An 18,457-nucleotide genomic window follows, 5' to 3' on the forward strand; every position below is an offset into this window, starting at 1 on the left:
GTATTTTGTGTTGTCAAGCGGTTTTTTAAAAATTTTTAACTTAATTTTCAACAGTGCTTTTTGTCAGCAGAAATTACATTATATAACAATTTAAAACTAAGTCAAGAATTTTTTTAAATTGTTATTAAAGTAATTTGGTGGCGATGAAGAGACTTGAACTCTTGACCTTACGATTATGAGTCGTACGCTCTAACCAGCTGAGCTACATCGCCGTTACAGGGTGCGAATTATACAGATGGTTTTACCTGCTGTCAATACCCATTTTAAAAAATTTTCATTTTTTATAAATTTTTATAAAAATAGATGGCAAACCGATAAGCCGGATTCTGTCGTGGACAATCATTCATCTAGACGCACAATCACTCATGCATTCAAGCAACCTACCCGTATCCTAAGCGGGCAACTCATTGGATACCTATTTGGTCTTGCTACACGTGGAGTTTACCTTGCCATGAACTGTTGCCAGTCATGCGGTGGGCTCTTACCCCACCGTTTCACCCTTACCCAACCACTCAACCAAATATTTTTACAATTACAATTTTTTAAAATTACAATAAATACTTGGTTGAGTGGTCGGGCGGTCTATTCTCTGTTGCACTGGTCGTAGGCTTTCGCCTCCTAGCCGTTAGCTAGCACGTCGCCCTATGTAGTCCGGACTTTCCTCCCTCCGACCACTTAATTTGACTAACATTTACTTCAATTTTAACTTAAAATGGTAGTTTATTGACTGCCCCATAATTATTTTGGGCTGTGGGGGCAAATCACATTCGCCATTGATAAATCAATGAACTATATAAGTTGAAAATAGGATAACATTTATCACAACATTAACTTTAAAATCAAATTAAGTGGTCGGACGGCGATTGCCTAGTCTGCCTTTTTCTATTTTAGCATATTTTTATCAAAACATGTCAAACTTTTGCATATCATATACAGTTAACAAATTTGAATTTTACTACGAAAACCGTTCACCCTGAGCTTGTCGAAGGGTCGGTTTCCGTTATGGTTCGACAGGCTCACCGCGAACGGAAACCGTAGTACTTTTTCATTTTACAGAGTGCAAATGAAAAGTTAAAAAATCAACCATATACAACACATAACCATTTATTACGCTTGTGTTGGCACTCATTCCCATAAAGACTTCTAGAAAATTGTCAAAATTTAAAATATTGTGATAAGATAGTCGGCAAACCAACTCATCTGCTTTTGTCTTTTGTTAATTTTTATGACTGATTTGGTTTTATTGGCATGGCTCTTGCACTGATTGAATAAAATTTTGACACACCCACTTTTCTTTTGCATTAACTTTTGCTAAAATCCTTAATTAGCAAAAGTTAATCTATAAATAAAATTATTCAATCAAAAAAACATTTGGTTATTCATCATGATATGCCGATGATTTTTGGCAAGTGTTTGTTGTAATGAATAATTTTACAAGAATACACCATCATTGGCGACTTACCAACAGCAGGTGGACAACCTAGCACATGCCACAATATTAAGGAGAGACAAATGAAAATTCTAATCTGCGAGAGTGAGCCAGCCCTACGCAAGCACATTCAAACAATCATCGAGTCGCTCACGCATGAAATCGTCGGGCAAGCAGAGCGCCTAGAAGAAGCTTATACACTGGTTATGGAACACCAGCCTGAGATTTTACTCATCAATGCTCACTTGGCTTACATTGAAGAATTTTGCCAAAAAATCAATCGAGAATTTAACCACCCACCCGCCATCATCTTCTTTGGGTTGGATGATACTCATCTTATGTTAAATGCCCTCAAATGGGGTATTTGCGACTATCTACCCATCCCCATCCAAGAAAACGACATCAAAAATGCCTTGCAAAAATGTTGTCGCATCAACGCCGCCCAACAAGCAAGCCTTAATGAGAAAAATGGCAAAAGCGGTCGCACTCGTCAATACATCGCCGCACGCACACACCGTGGCGTTGAGCTCATCTCACTGTCTGATGTCTACTATTTTACCGCTGACCAAAAATACGTCAAAGTACGCCACAAAAATGGCGTGGTACTCATTGATGAAACCTTAAAAGACCTAGAAGAAGAGTTTGAAGGCATCATGTTCCGCATCCATCGCAATGCTTTGATTAATCTGGATTATTTGGATTTGTTGGAGACGGTGGACAGCGGTCAATACCAAGTGCGTTTTCGGGGCATGCCTGAGAAACTGTCGGTATCACGCCGTCATCTGCCCATGCTCAGAGAGAAGATTCACAGCATTTAACGGGGCTAGCCACCCGACACCATCCAAGGGCGTTGATTCGCCCTTTTATATTGCCTTTTGTATTATCCTTTTGCATTTTAGCTGCCTTGATTTAGTCATTATTTATAGCCATGCTAAGAATTGACTGGTGTGAATTTTTATTTGGCATTTTGGGGTAAATGTGGTTAAATAGGCAATCATTTATAAGATAACATAGCGATAACACAATCATGAAAACCCTAACCATCGCCACACGCCAATCTCCACTTGCACTTTGGCAGGCTCATTTTGTCAAAGACGAACTTCAAAAACTCCACCCCGAACTTGACATTCGTCTGTTAGAGCTGGTCACCAAAGGCGATAAAATCCTAGATACTCCCCTTGCCAAAATCGGCGGAAAAGGCCTATTTGTCAAAGAATTAGAAACCGCTCTACTAAGCGGTAAAGCTGATATTGCTGTGCATTCTCTAAAAGATGTACCCATGGTGCTACCCGATGGTCTTATCATTGGGGCGTATCTTGACCGCCACAGTCCTTTTGATGCTTTTGTGAGTAACCACTTTGCCAGTTTGGATGACCTGCCCCAAGGGGCAAAGGTCGGTACATCAAGCCTACGCCGTGAATGCCAACTGCGTGCCTATCGCCCTGACTTAGAAATCATCAGCTTGCGTGGTAATGTCGGCACACGCCTTGGCAAGCTCGATAATGGCGACTATGATGCGATTATCCTTGCCCAAAGCGGCTTGGAGCGGTTGGAGTTACACGAACGCATTCGCCACAGCTTGCCTGCCGACATCTGCCTGCCTGCGGTCGGTCAAGGCACGCTTGCCATCGAGTGCCGAGATGATGAGATTAGAGAGCTCATCAAACCTTTAAACCACGATATCTCCGCCCTACGAGCCATCACCGAGAGAGCCATGAACCATGCCTTAGAAGGGGGCTGTCAGGTGCCGATTGCAGGGTTTGCACAGCTTGATAAAGGCATTCTGCACCTAGAAGGTCGGGTAGGCACGCCTGACGGTCGCACTCTCTTAAAAGTCACCGCCCAGACCGACATCACGGACAATGCCACACAAAATATCCAAAACGCCCAGCAACTGGGGCAGGCTGTCGCCACAGAGCTACTTGCCCAAGGGGCGGATAAAATTCTAAAAGCCCTGTATCAACACCAAGACAACTAATACCAACTTCATAGGTACAATCAACCCAACACCATGACCCCCCTATTCATCAACACCCGTCCCAAGCACAAAGCCGACATGAGCCTAGCCATCCGTAGTGTCAGCTTGCCACTGCTTGCCATTCGGCATTTTGATGAATTGGAGAAATCAGAAATGCAGGATTTGGTGGATTTTACCCATGGTAAATTTGGCATGCTCATCGCGGTGAGTGTGGAAGCGGTGGCGTGTGCGGTGCGTTTTTTAAAAGAGCAAGGCATTAACCATGCCTGCGACCTGCCCCATCATGACACCCTAACCGTCATCGCCGTGGGACAGCCGACAGCGGATGCACTGGCGGATTTTGGTTTTTCGGTGCTGACCCCCCTTGATGTAGGGTGCCCGATGAGCAACGAAGGCATGCTTGCCATGCCCGCCATCGGTGAGCTACACACAGGCGATGATGTGTTGATATGGCGTGGGGTCGGTGGGCGACGGCTGTTATCTGATACGCTCATCGAACGTGGCGTGAATGTGCATGCCATCGCCTTTTATGAGCGGTGCGTGCCGTCAGAGCTGACAAGTGATTTTACTCGTCTGCTTGGCAATGGCATCGATGACAGTCATGATGATACTTTTCACAGCAGTCAAAATCATCAACATCAAATTGACAAGCACTCGCCCATCTTTGTCCTTATTAGCAGTCAGATGAGCCTAAATGCTTGGCAGAGCGTGTGTGACCAACAGATTCACAGCCATCGCACGCACATGCATGGGCTTTTGCCACAAAATGTGATATATTTAACCCTAGGTCATCGCCTAACCGCCCTAACCGCCACGCACTATCCACACAGTCGTGTCTGCCCCGTGGCGGATTTGGCGGAATCAACCCTAAACCAAGCCATACAGGACGTCATGGCAACTTACCCATCGTGAGACATTTTAAAATTTAACCGCTTTTATCATCATGCCAAACACCAAAAAACCCGACAGTCCGAGTGCCGAAGCCATCAAAGCAAATCTAGAAGAACTGGACGCCAAATTCGCCCACGCCAAAGAAACCGAAAAAGAAGAGCTTAAAAAACAAGCCGACCAAGCTCGGGTGGTACTCATGCGACTACAATGGCTGGTCATCATCCTACTGGCAGGTGGACTGTTGTGGCTATACCTTTCTTTTACGTCAGTCGTAGACAAAGTGGATGAACGCCTTGCCAAAATGGACACGGTAGACACTCGCCTAAACGACATGGACGACCGCCTATTTGCCATCACCCCAACCGACAGCCACAAAAAAACAAATAAAGCCGAAACAAGCAAAGACGCTGAGTTTTTAAAAATCGAACTTGCCATGACCAACCGACTCTTTGAACAAGGCAGTTATGATGATACCTTGACCGCCTTGCAAGCCATTGATTATCAGCTTGGTCAGATGACCGGCATTGCTCCATCGGTCAAATCCGCCCTAAGCAGTAGCATAAAAGCGGACATCGCCTACATCGGCACGCTAAAAACACAGCCTGACGCATGGCAGGCTCACATCATCAAAATGCGAGACGTACAAGCCTTTTTACGCACCAAGCAGACCAGCACGCCCAACGCTCCGCTTAGCCGTGGCGATATCTTACTCCATGATGCCAACATGATGTTATCGCTTGCCATCGGTTCGGCAAACGTGCGAGACAGGGGGCTGATGACCAGTTACTTACAAGACGTCCGTTCACAGCTAGAAAGTCATATTACCTTACACGGCGGTAAGATTGACCCTGAGAGCCTAAAAAAACAGTCCGAGCAAACCATCAAAGAAGACAAAAAAGACGGTAAAACCATAAACAATACCGACACCAAAACCGGACAAATCGGACAGCAGGTCGCCCTAAATACCATCGATGACGCCCTATTTTGGGTCTATGATTTGCTTGCCAACAGCCCCAAAAACAAAGAGCTAAGCAGTATTCAGATGTTAAAATAAGCCCCAAAGCAGGCAAAAAGACAGTAAATTCATTATTTTAGATAAATTGAAACTTAAAAGGACATCCCCATGACTCACCCCTACACCGCCACACTCACAGGCAACGACCGCCCCACCGAGCTACACGACTACCCTATCGTCCACGTTCAGCCTGTGGCATGGGGCGACATGGACGCTTTTAACCACGTCAATAATGTCGCCTACTACCGTTACTCCGAGTCCGCTCGTATCAGCTACCTGCACGCCCTTGCCATGTTCAAAGGCGAGACCTTGACCATCTTGGCAGGGTCATCATGCAACTACCTACGCCCCGTGCATTATCCTGACACGCTCCTGATTGGAGTCAAATGCACCAAAATCGGCAACACCAGCCTAAGCATGGCGTACGAATATTACAGCACCGCCCAACAAGCCATCGTTGCCAACGGCACAGCAACCATCGTCCGCACCGACAAAGACGGCAACAAACAGGCATGGACGGCAGACGAACGGCAGATTTTAAGTGATTTTGAAGGGCGTCCGCTATGAGCCATACCATTATGCTAGACACCACAGGGCTAATCTGCCCTGAACCTGTCATGCTCCTACATAAGAGCATTCGCACCGCCAAAGGGGGCGATGAGATTCATATTCTAGCAACCGACCCTGCCACCACCCGAGACATTCCCAACTTTTGTCGGCATTTAGGGCATACGCTTGCCAGTCAAGAGACCCTTGATGACGGCAGTTATCGTTATGTGGTTGTTAAAAAGTTGGGCTAATTTTATCGCTTGGCTTTAAAATGGTGTTGTAAGGGCAAAATCATATTTGCCCTATAAAATATCAGATTTTGGGCGAATTGCAATTCACCCCTGCGATACTCTTTAAGATTTTCTTAAAAAGGCGTTTAATGACACCACTCATACACCCTGCTTAACCGCTCAATCGTCTGCCTAACCCACTCTATTAGCTCGTCATCGCCATAATTATCCAGTTTATCTTTGGCTATAAATTTGCCCAAGCGGTAAAATTCGCCTGTGTTTAGCTCTACTTTTTCGTAGTCAAATTCATGAGCTTGTTTAAAGTCGCCATATTCATTAACACGACTATGCCAAAAATAAAAGTCATCAAAATCCGCCCAATCAATCTCATTTATCCAGTTATTAAATTGCCCCAATGTGCTATTTGAGCTGTTTGCCTTATAAGAATGCCACGTCAAAGCAACAATCAGCCTTTGCCTATTTAAAATCACGACAATAATCGGAGCATTGCCAAGATAATTTTCATATTTATAATAAGCAAAAAAGTGCCGTCTGATTTCCCAGCCGTTGCACCAATTTTGGATATGGGGTTTGGCAAAATGATTGGGTAGGCTTTGATAAATTTGTAAATTAAAGGCTTTAAAAATTTGCCAAGCGGATTTGTGATTGTGCTTAATGTTGTCTAATTCATCAGGGCAATGGAGCTTTAAGTCCTTAATTTGGGAATAAGGTTTATTTAGAATTTGGGCGTGGGTGGATTTTAGCATAATAAATAATTAAGGTTGTTTTTCAAGTTTAAACACATAAGCATAGCCATACCATTTTTCATTGGGATTATAAGTAATGCACACTTTATCGTCAATGGATAAATTATCATAAATATTTAATTTAAAATTACTTGCATTATTTTCTAAATTAAAAGTATTATGACCCCAAGATGGTTTGTTAATTTGACTGACAATCCCACAAATTTTACTTTGGTTTTTGGCAACAAAATATTGAGCTAAATAATAGGATAATCTTGGTGTTAAAAGTATTGTTACGACGATAATAATGGCAAATAAAATATTAAATTGCTCGTCTTGTAATTTTTTATTTTTTTGACATACTTTTCCAAAATATTCATAAAAAGCAAACAAATCCCAAGCACCAAAAGAGTAATCCAACCCTTACAGGTATCATAATACAACAACAATGATAGTGGCAATAAAATCGCCCAAATGACATAAGTGCTTTTATCTATTTTCATTCACACTTCCCTTTAACCAATTTAAAAAATTAAAACTACTTTTCTATTTTTTATTATTATCAAAATAATAAAAATAATTTTATCTATAATTTTTCTAATTTAAACACATAAGCATAGCCATGCCATTTTTCATCAGGATTACAAGTAACGCAAATGTTATCGCCAATGGTTAAATTGCCTTTTAATTGAAAATTGGTTGGGTGGTCTTTTAATAAAAAAGTATCATATTTTAAAAATGACGTATTAATTTGACTGACGACACCGCAAGTATGCACTTGATGTTTGGCAACAAAGTGTTTGGCGATGTTATCTGAGATGATTGCTATCATCAAACCCATAACAAAATATGCTATAAACAGTGTGTCTTTTTTTTGTTTTTTGATAATTTTGGTGGAATTTATTATTAAAAAAATCAGAAATCCCAATATGATAATTATAGCTGAATTATAACTGTAATTGTGATACCAAAAGAAAAGCAAGACAAAAATTGCCATAATAACATAATCGCTTTTTGTGAAGTTTTTCATAAATGATTGCCCTTTAACCAATTCATAAAATTAAAACTGCTTTGCTCTTTTTGATTATCAGCAAAATAATAAAAGCGTTTGCCAATCAAATTATCAGGCAAATAGGTTTGGGGATAATAATGATTGGCATAATCGTGCGGATAGACATAATCCACGCCATAGCCTAATTGTTTCATGAGCTTAGTTACGCCATTTCTTAGGTGGAGCGGTACAGGCGAGTTGTCGTTTTTGACAAAGGCAAGGGCTTCATTAATCGCCGTGTAGGTACTGTTAGATTTGGGTGATGTGGCAAGGTAAACAGTCGCTTGGGCGAGGATAATACGTGCCTCAGGCATACCGATAGACTGCACCGAACGCAAGGCGGTGTCGGCAAGTAATAAGGCATTAGGGTTGGCAAGTCCGATATCTTCACTTGCCAAAATCACCAAACGACGGGCGATGAACGCAGGGTCCTCGCCAGCACTAAGCATACGAGCAAGCCAATAAATGCTGGCATCAGCGTCCGAGCCACGCACCGATTTGATGAATGCCGAGATGATGTCATAGTGTATATCGCCTGCCTTATCATAGCGTGGTAGCACGGTTTGGGCGATGTTTTGTAACAAAGCATCATCTATGATTAGGGTAAAACCATCTGAGTATTGGCAAGCGATTTCCAATAAATTCAATGCCTTACGAGCGTCCCCACTGGCAAGGCGTGCGATATTGGCAAGGTCGCCTTGTACCGTGAAATTTTTCAAAAATGTATCAGTCGCCAATGCCCTTTGTAGCACTTGCACCAATTCATCAACGGTCAATGGCTCTAAGCGGTACACTTGACAGCGAGAGAGCAAGGCGTTGTTTACGCTAAAAGACGGATTTTCGGTGGTCGCCCCAATCAGCGTGATTTTACCGCTTTCAACCGCCCCAAGCAGAGCGTCTTGTTGGGCTTTGTTAAAGCGATGAATCTCATCAATAAACAGCACAGGCGAGCCAAAATCCAAACCGCCTGTCATGCCTTTTCCGCCGTCTATCAGCTCACGCAATTCCTTGACGGTCAAATCAAGGGCGGATAGCAGATGAAATTCACGCCCAACAGCATGGGCAAGTAGCCGTGCCAAAGTCGTCTTGCCAATCCCTGCTTCGCCATGCAAAATCAGGCTTGGCAGGTGGTTATGGGCAATCATACGGCTAATGGGGGCATTATCGCCCAATAGGTGCGTCTGTCCGATGATGTCAGAGAGCTGTTTTGGGCGGACTCGTTCGGCAAGAGGAATATTTAAGGTAGCCATTTTGAGGTTTTGTACCAATAATAGTTAATGGATAGGTTGATTAAAAATATCACAAAGACAGCCAAAATATAAATAAACAAATAAAAATCAAAACTGACATATCCTATTATCAAAAATAAGATGGTGTAATTTGATGCAAATTGGATGGTATTCGTGTTTTTTAATTTTGGATTTAGGGATGATTTTGTATGGCATTTTTGACACACATAATCATCATCTGCTGTGTTGTGAAATCTTTGAGATTGGCAATGTGGACAATATGGTGCATGTGCATCAAAAGAGGTTGCTAGTTTATCATGGGCAACAGAGATATTAAAATCATTTTTGATATCATCATAGTTATCCACGCCTTTTATTAGGGGTTTGTTTTTTATTTTATAAGCATGATAATATCTTAGATTGTTTTCAATGGCAACAATTGCCACAAAAAACAAAAACATGATAAGAACAATCACTGCCACCCAAAATCCTGTTGTAAGATTGAATTTATCTAAATTAGCAAAAGCGAATATAATGCTATAAATCAATATGAATATGCCAGTACAAATCACATATGGTTTATAATATCTTTTGATGAAATATTTGACAAGTTGCCAAAAAGTCATTTGCTGCAAATCAGGCGTAAACGGATTGACCAATAGGCTTTTTTGGCAATGCGGACAAAAGATGATGCCATGTTTATAAATCACATCACAAAATATCTTGCCACAATCACCATGTGGACAAGTGCGTGGGGTGGGTGTTAAGTGAAATGGATTTTTCATGCATTTTTAATCAAAAAGTTCATGGGTGCAAAATACACCCAGCCCGATTTTATCACATGGCATAAAAAATTGACATAAAAAATCTGCCAAAATATTGACAGATTTTTATAAAAATCATTTGATTGAATGATTAACGATGATCACGCTCACGAACAGTGATGGGCGATGCCAAACGGTAATTTGCTGCGGCAGTTTTTGCACCCATGATGCTTGCCACGAAAGTCAGTAGCGTGCTAATCAACCAAAATAGACCAGAATATAGGGCAGCTTTACGAGCAGTATCTTCTGCATTTTGTAGCGTTTGCTCAATATTCATCTTAGCATCAGCAATGGCTTGCTCAGTTTTGGCACGATATTCATGATAAGCGGTGGCAGTTTCTTCACGCACCTCTAATGCTTGCTCTTGGGTTAAACCCTCTGCTTGTAGTCTGGCAATAAGCTCATCACCTGTAACAATGGCTTGCACCTCATCGGCACGCTGCTTGGCGTATCCATCAATATTTTTCCATGTGTCAAGATTGGTAAAATCCATGCCATTAAGGTCAGCTTTGGTTTTGTTAAGCATGTCTTCAAGCACATTCACTGTTGCGCTGATTTGTGCTTCATCAAAAGTTTCGTTGTTCTTAGCAACCCAAGCTTCGATGTCTTGACGGCTGATATTGCCTGTGGCTTTTTGGTACAGCTCTTGTGCTTTGGCAGTGGTATCGCCACCTGCGGCATTAGATGAGCCAGCTGCTGCGGTAGCACCAGCACCAGCTACTGTTGTTACCGTTGATGTAACGGCACTGGCAGCCCCTCCAATAGCACCTGCGGTTGTGCCAACAGCGTTGCCAGCAGTTCTTACAATGCCAGTTACACTATTAAAAGCAAATACAGAGCTGATGACAACGATGGCTGCTGCGGTTAGCATACCTGTTAAAGCAGCGTCTTTTGGCAAAATGTCGGTACCATCGCCAAATAACGCCTCTGGTGCTGATGCTTTGACGGCAAAAAACCCTGCAACAAAAGCACTGATTAAAGCGGTTACTGCGGCATAAACGCCAGCAGCAATACCTGCCCCACGCAAATCTAGTGATAAAAAAGAGCTTAGCACTAAGGCCAAAGCCAGCATTATCATAGATACAACAAGACCCATCAAAAGTCCTGCAAAAATGCCACGCCATGAAGGGCGTCTGGCGGCCGTTGTATGAATACTCATAAGTGATCCTCTACAATCTTAATATAAAAAATAGTGATAATTGATGTGATGATATAAAAATTAAATCCGAACGAACGGACATTATAAAAAAAGTTTGTGTAATGTTCAATAAGACTTTGGTAACCATCAGGTAATATAAGTAACTGTCAAATCTTCCACCCAATCAAAATGAAAATAAAATATGAATTATCAGCAAAAATAATGTAACAAAATAAAGTCATTGATATAAATTTGTTACAATACGCTCTGTGATGCCATCAAATCATTGCTTGACTGCAAGTGTTACTGTGTAAGTTTTGCCCTGTTTGATTTTATCGGCATTACCAAACACCTCATTAAATGAGCGTTTCATAAAATCCCGCAGTCCGTTAATGGTAACAACATAAAACCGCCCACCCACTTCCATGCGTTCATAAGCGTCCAGCAGGTACAGATAATGCTGTTCTTTACTGGCTTTGGCGGGTAAATTGCTCATGACAAGGCTAAATTTTTTATCTTTATCCACATGATAAAAGCCGTTGGAGAGCTGAACGTGGGTGTTGGTCAAGCCATTTTTTTGGCAATTTAATTTGGCATATTCTACCGCCACAAAGTCTTTATCAATGAGCAAATGCTGACCGTTTGGGCATTCACGTCCTGCCGTCATGCCCAGCACGCCATAGCCACAGCCCAAATCAATGGAATCATCATCCGCCCTAAAATCAATATAATCAAGGAGCATAAGACTGCCATCATCGAGCTTTTCTGGGCTAAAAATCCCCCACGTGGTATTAAAGGTAAAGGGCTTACCAAGCACGTCTTGGGTAAATGTGATGTCTTGTCGCCATTGTTTGGCTTTATTTTGCAGGTCGGCTAGGGTGGTTTGGGTCATGACGATTTCTCTAAATCCAAAAAGCTCATTATACCCCAATCCCCCTACGCATACCATAGCAATATAGGCAGACAGTTTTTGCCAAAAATGTTACAATGGTATTTTTATTTGGATAATTGGCATGAACATTTCAAAATTTGGCAAAAAATTCACCCAAAACAGTGGCATATTACAGCTCATGGACGATTTGGGGAATGCCCTAAACAGCGACAAGCCTGTCAATATGTTAGGCGGTGGCAACCCTGCCAACATCGCTTCGGTCAATGACGTGTACCTACAAATGCTCAAAGACAGCATACAAGGCGATGGGGCGGACAGTTTTGCCTTAGACTGTGCCAGCAATTATTCCAATCCGCAGGGCGATGGCAAATTTATCACGGCGTTGGTGGAATTTTTTAATCGCCATTATGATTGGGGCATTACCAAGGATAACATTGCCCTAACCAATGGTTCGCAAAACGCCTTTTTTTATTTATTTAATTTATTTGGTGGGGCGTTTGATGATGGCGATAAGTCCATTTTGTTGCCACTTGCTCCTGAATATGTCGGCTATGCGGACGCTCATATTGACGGCAAGCATTTTATTGGCATAAAGCCAAAAATTGAGCTGTGCGATTATGACAATCAAGATGGCTTTTTTAAATACAAAGTGGATTTTGACGCCCTAGAAAATTTGGACGCATTAAAAAATAATCAAATCGGAGCAATCTGCTGTTCTCGCCCAACCAACCCCACAGGCAACGTGCTGACCGATGACGAAATGGCACGGCTTGATGCTATCGCCCAAACGCACAACATTCCCTTAATTATTGATAACGCCTATGGAATGCCGTTTCCCAATATCATTCACACCAAGGCGAATTTGGTGTGGCATGACAATATCATTTTGTGTTTTAGTTTATCAAAAGTGGGGCTGGCTGGCGTGCGGACGGGCATTGTCATCGCCAAACCTGAGATTATCAAGGCAATCAGCAGCCTAAATGCCATTGTCAATCTTGCTCCGTGTCGTTTTGGGGCGAGCATTGTTACACCCCTGATTAACAATGACAAAATCAATGACTTATCATTACAAGAGATTCGTCCGTTTTATTTAAAGCAAGCCCACACCGCCATTGGCTTATTAAAACACGCCTTTCAAGACTTACCCCAAGTCAAAATCCATAAGCCAGAAGGGGCGATATTTTTGTGGATTTGGTTTGAGAATCTGCCCATTTCTACCCAAAAATTGTACGAAATGTTAAAGGAGCAAGGCACGCTTATTATCCCCAGTGAGCATTTTTTTGTGGGGATTGACACGTCTGATTATCGCCATGCCCATGAATGTATTCGCATGAGTATCGCCCAGCCTGATGAAGTTTTGGAGAAGGGAATTAGGGCGATTGGGGAAGTGGTGCGGGGGGTTTATCAAGCCAATCCCAACCCATAAATCAACCCACTTTTTATTAGGGTGTATTGAACTTTTGTATTTGCAATGAAAAATAGAGGAAATCGCACATTTTTCAAGGAAAAAACGCAGGTTGATAGTCATTCTATCAAGCAAGTTTTTGACGCAGAAAAACAAGATTTAGCCATTTTTCATGCAAAAACTATTAATTCATTTCTAAAATATTTCTAAATTGTAAATAGTGTTATAAAGGTTCAACACGCCCTAAATCAATGCTAAAATAAAACCATTTTATCCAACGAGACCCCCCATGAATTTATCGCAACTACTCAAAGACACCAATTACCAACTTACCCAGTTTTCTGCCGAGCACATCACACTATTGGAAAATACCATTTTTCAAAAACCCAGTAAAAATGGCGATGTACCGCATGTACATTGCTTGGTACGCAAAAAGGACATTAAACTAACCCCAGAAGAAGCGGTTCGCCAACTGTATCTGATGAAATTACACCATGATTATGGCTATCCTTATGAACGCATGGAATTGGAATATTCGGTGCATTTTGGGCGTGAAAAAAAGCGTGCCGATATTGTGATTTTTGATAAAGATAATCCCAACGTTGTTTATATCATGGTGGAGCTTAAAAAGCCTAAATTAAAAGACGGCAAAGAACAATTAAAATCCTATTGCAATGCCACAGGAGCTCCGATTGGCGTATGGACAAATGGCGATAGTATTTCCTATTACAACCGCCGAGACCCCAATTATTTTAAAGACATTCCCAATATTCCAAGCGTTCACGAAAAATTATCTGATATTTTGCAAGAACGTTGGACGATTGATGATTTGATTAAAAATGACAAAATCGCCACTCAACGCAAATCTTTAAAAGATTTGGTGATTGAAATGGAAGATGAAGTTTTGGCAAATGCAGGGGTTGATGTTTTTGAAGAATTGTTTCAGCTTATCTTTACCAAACTTTATGACGAAATGGAAAGTACACGCAATAAAAGCCGTCATTTGGAATTTCGTAATTATGGCGATACCGAAAGCGATTTAAAAGCCAAAATTGGGGCTTTATTTGATAAAGCCAAAAACAAATGGGAGGGGGTATTTGCTGAGAGTAGCAAGATTAATTTATCGCCGTCCCATTTGGCGATTTGTGTGTCATCATTAGAAGAAGTGAAATTATTTAATTCCAATCTTGATGTGGTGGATGAAGCCTTTGAATATCTTATCAATAAATCATCAAAAGGCGAAAAGGGACAATATTTCACGCCACGCTATGTCATTGATATGTGTGTCAAAATGCTAGACCCCAAAGCCGATGAAACTGTGATTGACACCGCATCGGGCAGTTGTGGTTTTCCTGTGCATGCCATTTTCCATGTTTGGGAAAAACAGCTTAAAGAAAAAGGCTTGGAGCGTTCTCATTTATTTACCGCCGAACAAAAACTGCCCGAACAGCTTGATTATGTGCAAGAAAAAGTTTTTGCCATTGATTTTGATGAAAAGGCGGTGCGTGTCGCCCGTACCCTAAACTTAATCGCAGGGGACGGACAAACCAATGTGTTGCATTTAAACACCCTAGATTATGAGCGTTGGGAAGATTTTACCAAAGATGAAGAATGGGGCGACATCTATGGAGAGGGCTGGAAAAAATTAAGAAAATTACGCACCACAAAAAATCAAAACCGTGATTTTGAATTTGATGTACTAATGGCAAATCCGCCCTTTGCAGGCGACATCAAAGAAACCCGCATTTTGGCACGCTATGAATTGGGCAAAAACAGCAAAGGCAAACAACAATCCAAAGTGGGGCGGGATATTTTGTTTATTGAACGCAATTTGGATTTTTTAAAAGACGGCGGACGCATGGCGATTGTGCTACCACAAGGGCGTTTTAATAACAGCAGTGATAAATACATTCGTGATTTTATCGCCGAGCGTTGCCGTATTTTGGCGGTGGTAGGCTTGCATGGTAATGTCTTTAAACCGCATACAGGCACAAAAACGTCCGTGCTATTTGTGCAAAAATGGCATGATGAACTGTGCCCAAAAGTGGACGATTACCCTATTTTCTTTGCGACCATGCAAAGCCCGAGCAAGGACAATTCAGGCGACAAAATCTATGTCAAAAATGCAGACGGCACGCCCAAATTGGACAGTCATCAACATTTAATCGTAGAGCATGATTTATTTAATCACGACAACATCACCCAAGACGGCATTGCCGAAGCCTTTATTGAATTTGCCAAAAAGGAGAGATTATCTTTTGTGGGAAAGGACTAAGCCCTTTTGATAATGCCAAATATCAGGCATTGTTAAATGGGCTGGAAGTGAGTGTTTTGCTATTATCGGAAGTTCAAAAAGATAATTTTACCGCCCGCATTGACTCAGAATTTTTTATGAAAAAATATCTTTTTTCAGATGAAATTATTGCCAATATGGAGCATTACGATTTTGAATCTGTTTTAGATGTTAAGGGTGGGAAAAGGTTGCCAGAAGGACACCTTTTCGTTGAAAGTGGCAACATACCCTATATTAGAGCAGAAGATATAAAAAATGGTTTTGTGCAATATGAAAATAGTCCCTTAATCTCATTAAATACCCATAATGAAATTAAACAATATCAAACAAATTACAATGATGTATTATTAACAATTGTTGGAAATTCAATTGGGGATGTTGGTATTGTTAAATTTAACTTAAATAAATGCAATCTAACAGAAAATGCTGTTAAGTTAGTTCCCAAAAATAGCGATGTTAATAGCGATGTTTTATTTGTGTTTTTGTTAACAAAATATGGGCAGAATTTTATTGAAAGAAATAAGGTTGGGACGGCTCAGCCTAAACTGTCCATTGAAAGAATTAGAAAATTTAAGTTTCCAAAATTAAATGAAAAGTTACAATCGGATATTAGTGAAATTATCAGCCAATCTTTTCATTTTAATGAATTTTCAAAACAAAAATACACAGAAGCTGAAACCCTATTATTAGAACATCTAGGTTTAAAAGACTTTCAGGTAGCCTGCAATCCTGTGAATATTAAATCTTTAAAAGAAAGTTTTTTACAAACAGGCAGATTGGATGCGGAGTTTTATCAACCTGTTTATGAGCAATTAGAAAATTTTATCAAAGCCCATTCAAATGGTTTTGAAAAATTAGGTAAAGTATGTCATTTAAAAGACACCAATTATACCCCAAAAGATGACCAAGAATATGATTATATTGAATTGTCCAATATCGGTAAATCAGGCGAAATAACAGGCTCAACTCGGGCGTTAGGGGCAGAATTACCGTCTCGTGCCAGACGAAAAGTGCAAACCAATGATGTGATGATTTCCAGTATTGAGGGTTCACTACAAAGTTGTGCCATTGTTTCGCCACAATATGATAATGCATTATGTTCAACAGGGTTTTATGTATTATCGTCAGATGTGATAAATGCCGAAACATTATTGGTGTTATTTAAATCTGATTTAATGCAACAGATTTTAAAGAAAAACTGCTCGGGTACGATTTTAACCGCCATTAACAAAGATGAATTGTTAAACATTCCATTACCAATCATTGCTCCAAAAATCCAAACCCAAATCGCTGAATTTGTCCGCCAAAGTAATGAACTGCGAAAACAAGCCACCCAATTATTAGCCCAAGCCAAATATAGCGTAGAGGCAGAAATTGAGCAAAGTGCTTTACAAGAGAGAGAGAGAGAGAGAGAGAGAGGTTTATAAATGAGGCTAATTATCATTTAAGATTGGCAGAATGGGTATTGTTGGAAAGTTTGCTTTTGGGGCAACCCAAAAATATATCAGTGCAATCATTTAGCCAATCTTTTGGCATTAGCGGTCGACTTGATGCAGAATATTACCAACCAAAATATAAGCGATTATTGCAAAAATTAAAACAATACCGCCACAAAACATTGGGTGAATTGGTTGATTTGCAAAAATCGGTAGAAGTGGGGTCGGAAAATTACCGTGATGAAGGTTTGCCTTTTGTGCGAGTGGCGGATTTTTCCAAATTTGGGATTAGCCAGACGGATAAGTTCGTCAATCCTGCGGATTTTGCTGACATCATTCGCCCCAAAAAAGACACCATTCTACTTTCAAAAGACGGTACAGTGGGCATTGCTTATTGTGTGCCGTCTGATTTGGAGGTGATTACTTCTGGGGCTATTGTGCATTTGTCTTTGAAAACAGATGAAATTTTGCCCGATTATTTGGCATTGGTGCTAAATTCAGAGGCGGTACAACTGCAAGCACAGCGAGATGCAGGCGGTTCAATCATTCAACATTGGAAACCGTCTGAGATTTTGGAGGTGGTGATTCCTGTTTTACCAAAAGAGATTCAGCAGACAATCAGCGATAAAGTGCAGACGAGTTCTGAATTAAAAAATCAAAGCGAAATTTTACTAGAACAAGCCAAGATTTTGGTGGAAAATGAGATTGAGAATATGGGGTAAATATGGCAAATCACCAACAAGATTTAAAGAAAGAATGGTTTATGAAGTCTAAGATAGACTACCATGCACCATTTGTAACCTTATGGTTAAGTTGCAATAGTTGGTACAACTTTCATTATGGTTTAGCTAACGACAGAGAGCATATAAACGAGATTAAAAGAGACACAAGCAATAAGAATAAGGTTTATATCGCTTTTAAAAACCTTTTAGAATCAGGTAATCCAAAAGAGCGGGCTAATATTTATAATTGTATTGAGCAGTTGCATTATGCTTTAATCCAAGCTGAACTTGTTTATTCAGGGAATAATATCCCCAATAATTCAAAGATGAGCCTAAGTAACGCTTTAATGGACTTTAATGCCAATCCTAAGATTTTTGAAAATTTAATTATTGATAACGCCAAAACTAAGAGCGGGAAATTAAAAAATCAATTTGCCTCTGCACACGATTTAGGAACCTTAGTTTTAAATAATGATTCGCAAAAAATTTTTGCAGGATTGTTTGAGGTTATTTATCAAGTACGCTGTCATTTGGTTCACGGAAGTTTAGAGCCAAATGACAAAAATCACGAAGTTGCACGTTATTGTTATTTGATTTTATTTGAATGTTTAAAGGGTTTCTGTGGATAA

The 18,457-nt window shown here is 40.7% G+C and carries 18 protein-coding genes, 1 tRNA gene and 1 other RNA gene; 11 read left to right on the plus strand and 9 right to left on the minus strand.

Features of this window, described 5'->3' with window-relative positions; genetic code table 11:
• Window positions 1-135: 135 nt before the first annotated feature.
• Window positions 136-212 (minus strand) — tRNA-Met (locus IM753_RS09230).
• Between the two features lie 87 nt (window positions 213-299).
• Window positions 300-687: RNase P RNA component class A (gene rnpB, locus IM753_RS09235), an RNA gene on the minus strand.
• 825 nt (window positions 688-1,512) lie between these two features.
• Here rnpB and IM753_RS09240 point away from each other — a divergent pair.
• The 6 genes from IM753_RS09240 to tusA all read left to right on the plus strand — a co-directional run bounded on the left by IM753_RS09240 (window position 1,513) and on the right by tusA (window position 6,113).
• Window positions 1,513-2,247 (plus strand): LytTR family DNA-binding domain-containing protein, encoded by a 735-nt coding sequence (locus IM753_RS09240; protein ID WP_065255791.1) that lies wholly within the window; start codon window positions 1,513-1,515, stop codon window positions 2,245-2,247.
• A gap of 209 nt (window positions 2,248-2,456) precedes the next feature.
• The gene (hemC, locus tag IM753_RS09245; protein WP_065255792.1) at window positions 2,457-3,407 is read left to right on the plus strand and encodes a hydroxymethylbilane synthase; all 951 of its coding nucleotides are present in this window, start codon (window positions 2,457-2,459) and stop codon (window positions 3,405-3,407) included.
• Window positions 3,408-3,440: 33 nt separating this feature from the next.
• The gene (locus IM753_RS09250) at window positions 3,441-4,319 is read left to right on the plus strand and encodes a uroporphyrinogen-III synthase (RefSeq protein ID WP_065255793.1); all 879 of its coding nucleotides are present in this window, start codon (window positions 3,441-3,443) and stop codon (window positions 4,317-4,319) included.
• A gap of 31 nt (window positions 4,320-4,350) precedes the next feature.
• On the plus strand, window positions 4,351-5,352 hold the full coding sequence (locus IM753_RS09255) for a hypothetical protein (RefSeq protein WP_065255794.1): 1,002 nt from the start codon (window positions 4,351-4,353) through the stop codon (window positions 5,350-5,352).
• A 69-nt stretch (window positions 5,353-5,421) separates the two neighbouring features.
• Window positions 5,422-5,880 carry a thioesterase family protein gene (locus IM753_RS09260; protein ID WP_065255795.1) on the plus strand — a complete coding sequence of 153 codons (459 nt, stop codon included), beginning with the start codon at window positions 5,422-5,424 and terminating at the stop codon, window positions 5,878-5,880.
• Window positions 5,877-6,113 carry a sulfurtransferase TusA gene (gene tusA / locus IM753_RS09265; RefSeq protein ID WP_065255796.1) on the plus strand — a complete coding sequence of 79 codons (237 nt, stop codon included), beginning with the start codon at window positions 5,877-5,879 and terminating at the stop codon, window positions 6,111-6,113. Before IM753_RS09260 ends, tusA begins: the two co-directional genes overlap by 4 nt.
• Window positions 6,114-6,238: 125 nt before the next feature.
• On the opposite strand, the gene IM753_RS09270 is transcribed toward tusA, so the two are convergent.
• From IM753_RS09270 to IM753_RS09300, 7 genes are all read right to left on the minus strand, one after another.
• On the minus strand, window positions 6,239-6,859 hold the full coding sequence (locus IM753_RS09270) for an HI_0552 family protein (RefSeq protein WP_065255797.1): 621 nt from the start codon (window positions 6,857-6,859) through the stop codon (window positions 6,239-6,241).
• Between the two features lie 9 nt (window positions 6,860-6,868).
• On the minus strand, window positions 6,869-7,258 hold the full coding sequence (locus tag IM753_RS09275) for a hypothetical protein (protein WP_115246767.1): 390 nt from the start codon (window positions 7,256-7,258) through the stop codon (window positions 6,869-6,871).
• A 166-nt stretch (window positions 7,259-7,424) separates the two neighbouring features.
• On the minus strand, window positions 7,425-7,868 hold the full coding sequence (locus tag IM753_RS09280; protein ID WP_194109152.1) for a hypothetical protein: 444 nt from the start codon (window positions 7,866-7,868) through the stop codon (window positions 7,425-7,427).
• Window positions 7,865-9,139 (minus strand): replication-associated recombination protein A, encoded by a 1,275-nt coding sequence (locus tag IM753_RS09285; RefSeq protein WP_194109153.1) that lies wholly within the window; start codon window positions 9,137-9,139, stop codon window positions 7,865-7,867. The genes IM753_RS09280 and IM753_RS09285 overlap by 4 nt, the downstream gene beginning before the upstream one ends.
• Window positions 9,127-9,828 (minus strand): hypothetical protein, encoded by a 702-nt coding sequence (locus IM753_RS09290; RefSeq protein WP_370582840.1) that lies wholly within the window; start codon window positions 9,826-9,828, stop codon window positions 9,127-9,129. Before IM753_RS09290 ends, IM753_RS09285 begins: the two co-directional genes overlap by 13 nt.
• A 205-nt stretch (window positions 9,829-10,033) precedes the next feature.
• Entirely contained in the window at window positions 10,034-11,101 is a 1,068-nt protein-coding gene (locus IM753_RS09295; protein ID WP_194109155.1) for a hypothetical protein, read from the minus strand.
• Between the two features lie 262 nt (window positions 11,102-11,363).
• A complete protein-coding gene (locus tag IM753_RS09300) occupies window positions 11,364-11,972 on the minus strand; it encodes a class I SAM-dependent methyltransferase (protein WP_194109156.1) in 609 nt (202 codons plus the stop codon).
• A 121-nt stretch (window positions 11,973-12,093) separates the two neighbouring features.
• Between IM753_RS09300 and IM753_RS09305 the strand changes: the two genes are divergently transcribed.
• From IM753_RS09305 to IM753_RS09325, 5 genes are all read left to right on the plus strand, one after another.
• Window positions 12,094-13,398 carry a valine--pyruvate transaminase gene (locus IM753_RS09305; protein WP_194109157.1) on the plus strand — a complete coding sequence of 435 codons (1,305 nt, stop codon included), beginning with the start codon at window positions 12,094-12,096 and terminating at the stop codon, window positions 13,396-13,398.
• A gap of 268 nt (window positions 13,399-13,666) precedes the next feature.
• Window positions 13,667-15,652, plus strand: coding sequence for an N-6 DNA methylase (locus tag IM753_RS09310; RefSeq protein ID WP_194109158.1), 1,986 nt, complete (start codon window positions 13,667-13,669; stop codon window positions 15,650-15,652).
• 47 nt (window positions 15,653-15,699) lie between these two features.
• Window positions 15,700-17,097, plus strand: coding sequence for a restriction endonuclease subunit S (locus tag IM753_RS09315; protein ID WP_194109159.1), 1,398 nt, complete (start codon window positions 15,700-15,702; stop codon window positions 17,095-17,097).
• Window positions 17,098-17,255: 158 nt separating this feature from the next.
• Entirely contained in the window at window positions 17,256-17,828 is a 573-nt protein-coding gene (locus IM753_RS09320; RefSeq protein WP_227514681.1) for a restriction endonuclease subunit S, read from the plus strand.
• Between the two features lie 2 nt (window positions 17,829-17,830).
• On the plus strand, window positions 17,831-18,457 hold the full coding sequence (locus IM753_RS09325; RefSeq protein WP_065255805.1) for a hypothetical protein: 627 nt from the start codon (window positions 17,831-17,833) through the stop codon (window positions 18,455-18,457).

Source organism: Moraxella sp. K127, from assembly GCF_015223095.1.
Lineage (GTDB): Bacteria > Pseudomonadota > Gammaproteobacteria > Pseudomonadales > Moraxellaceae > Moraxella.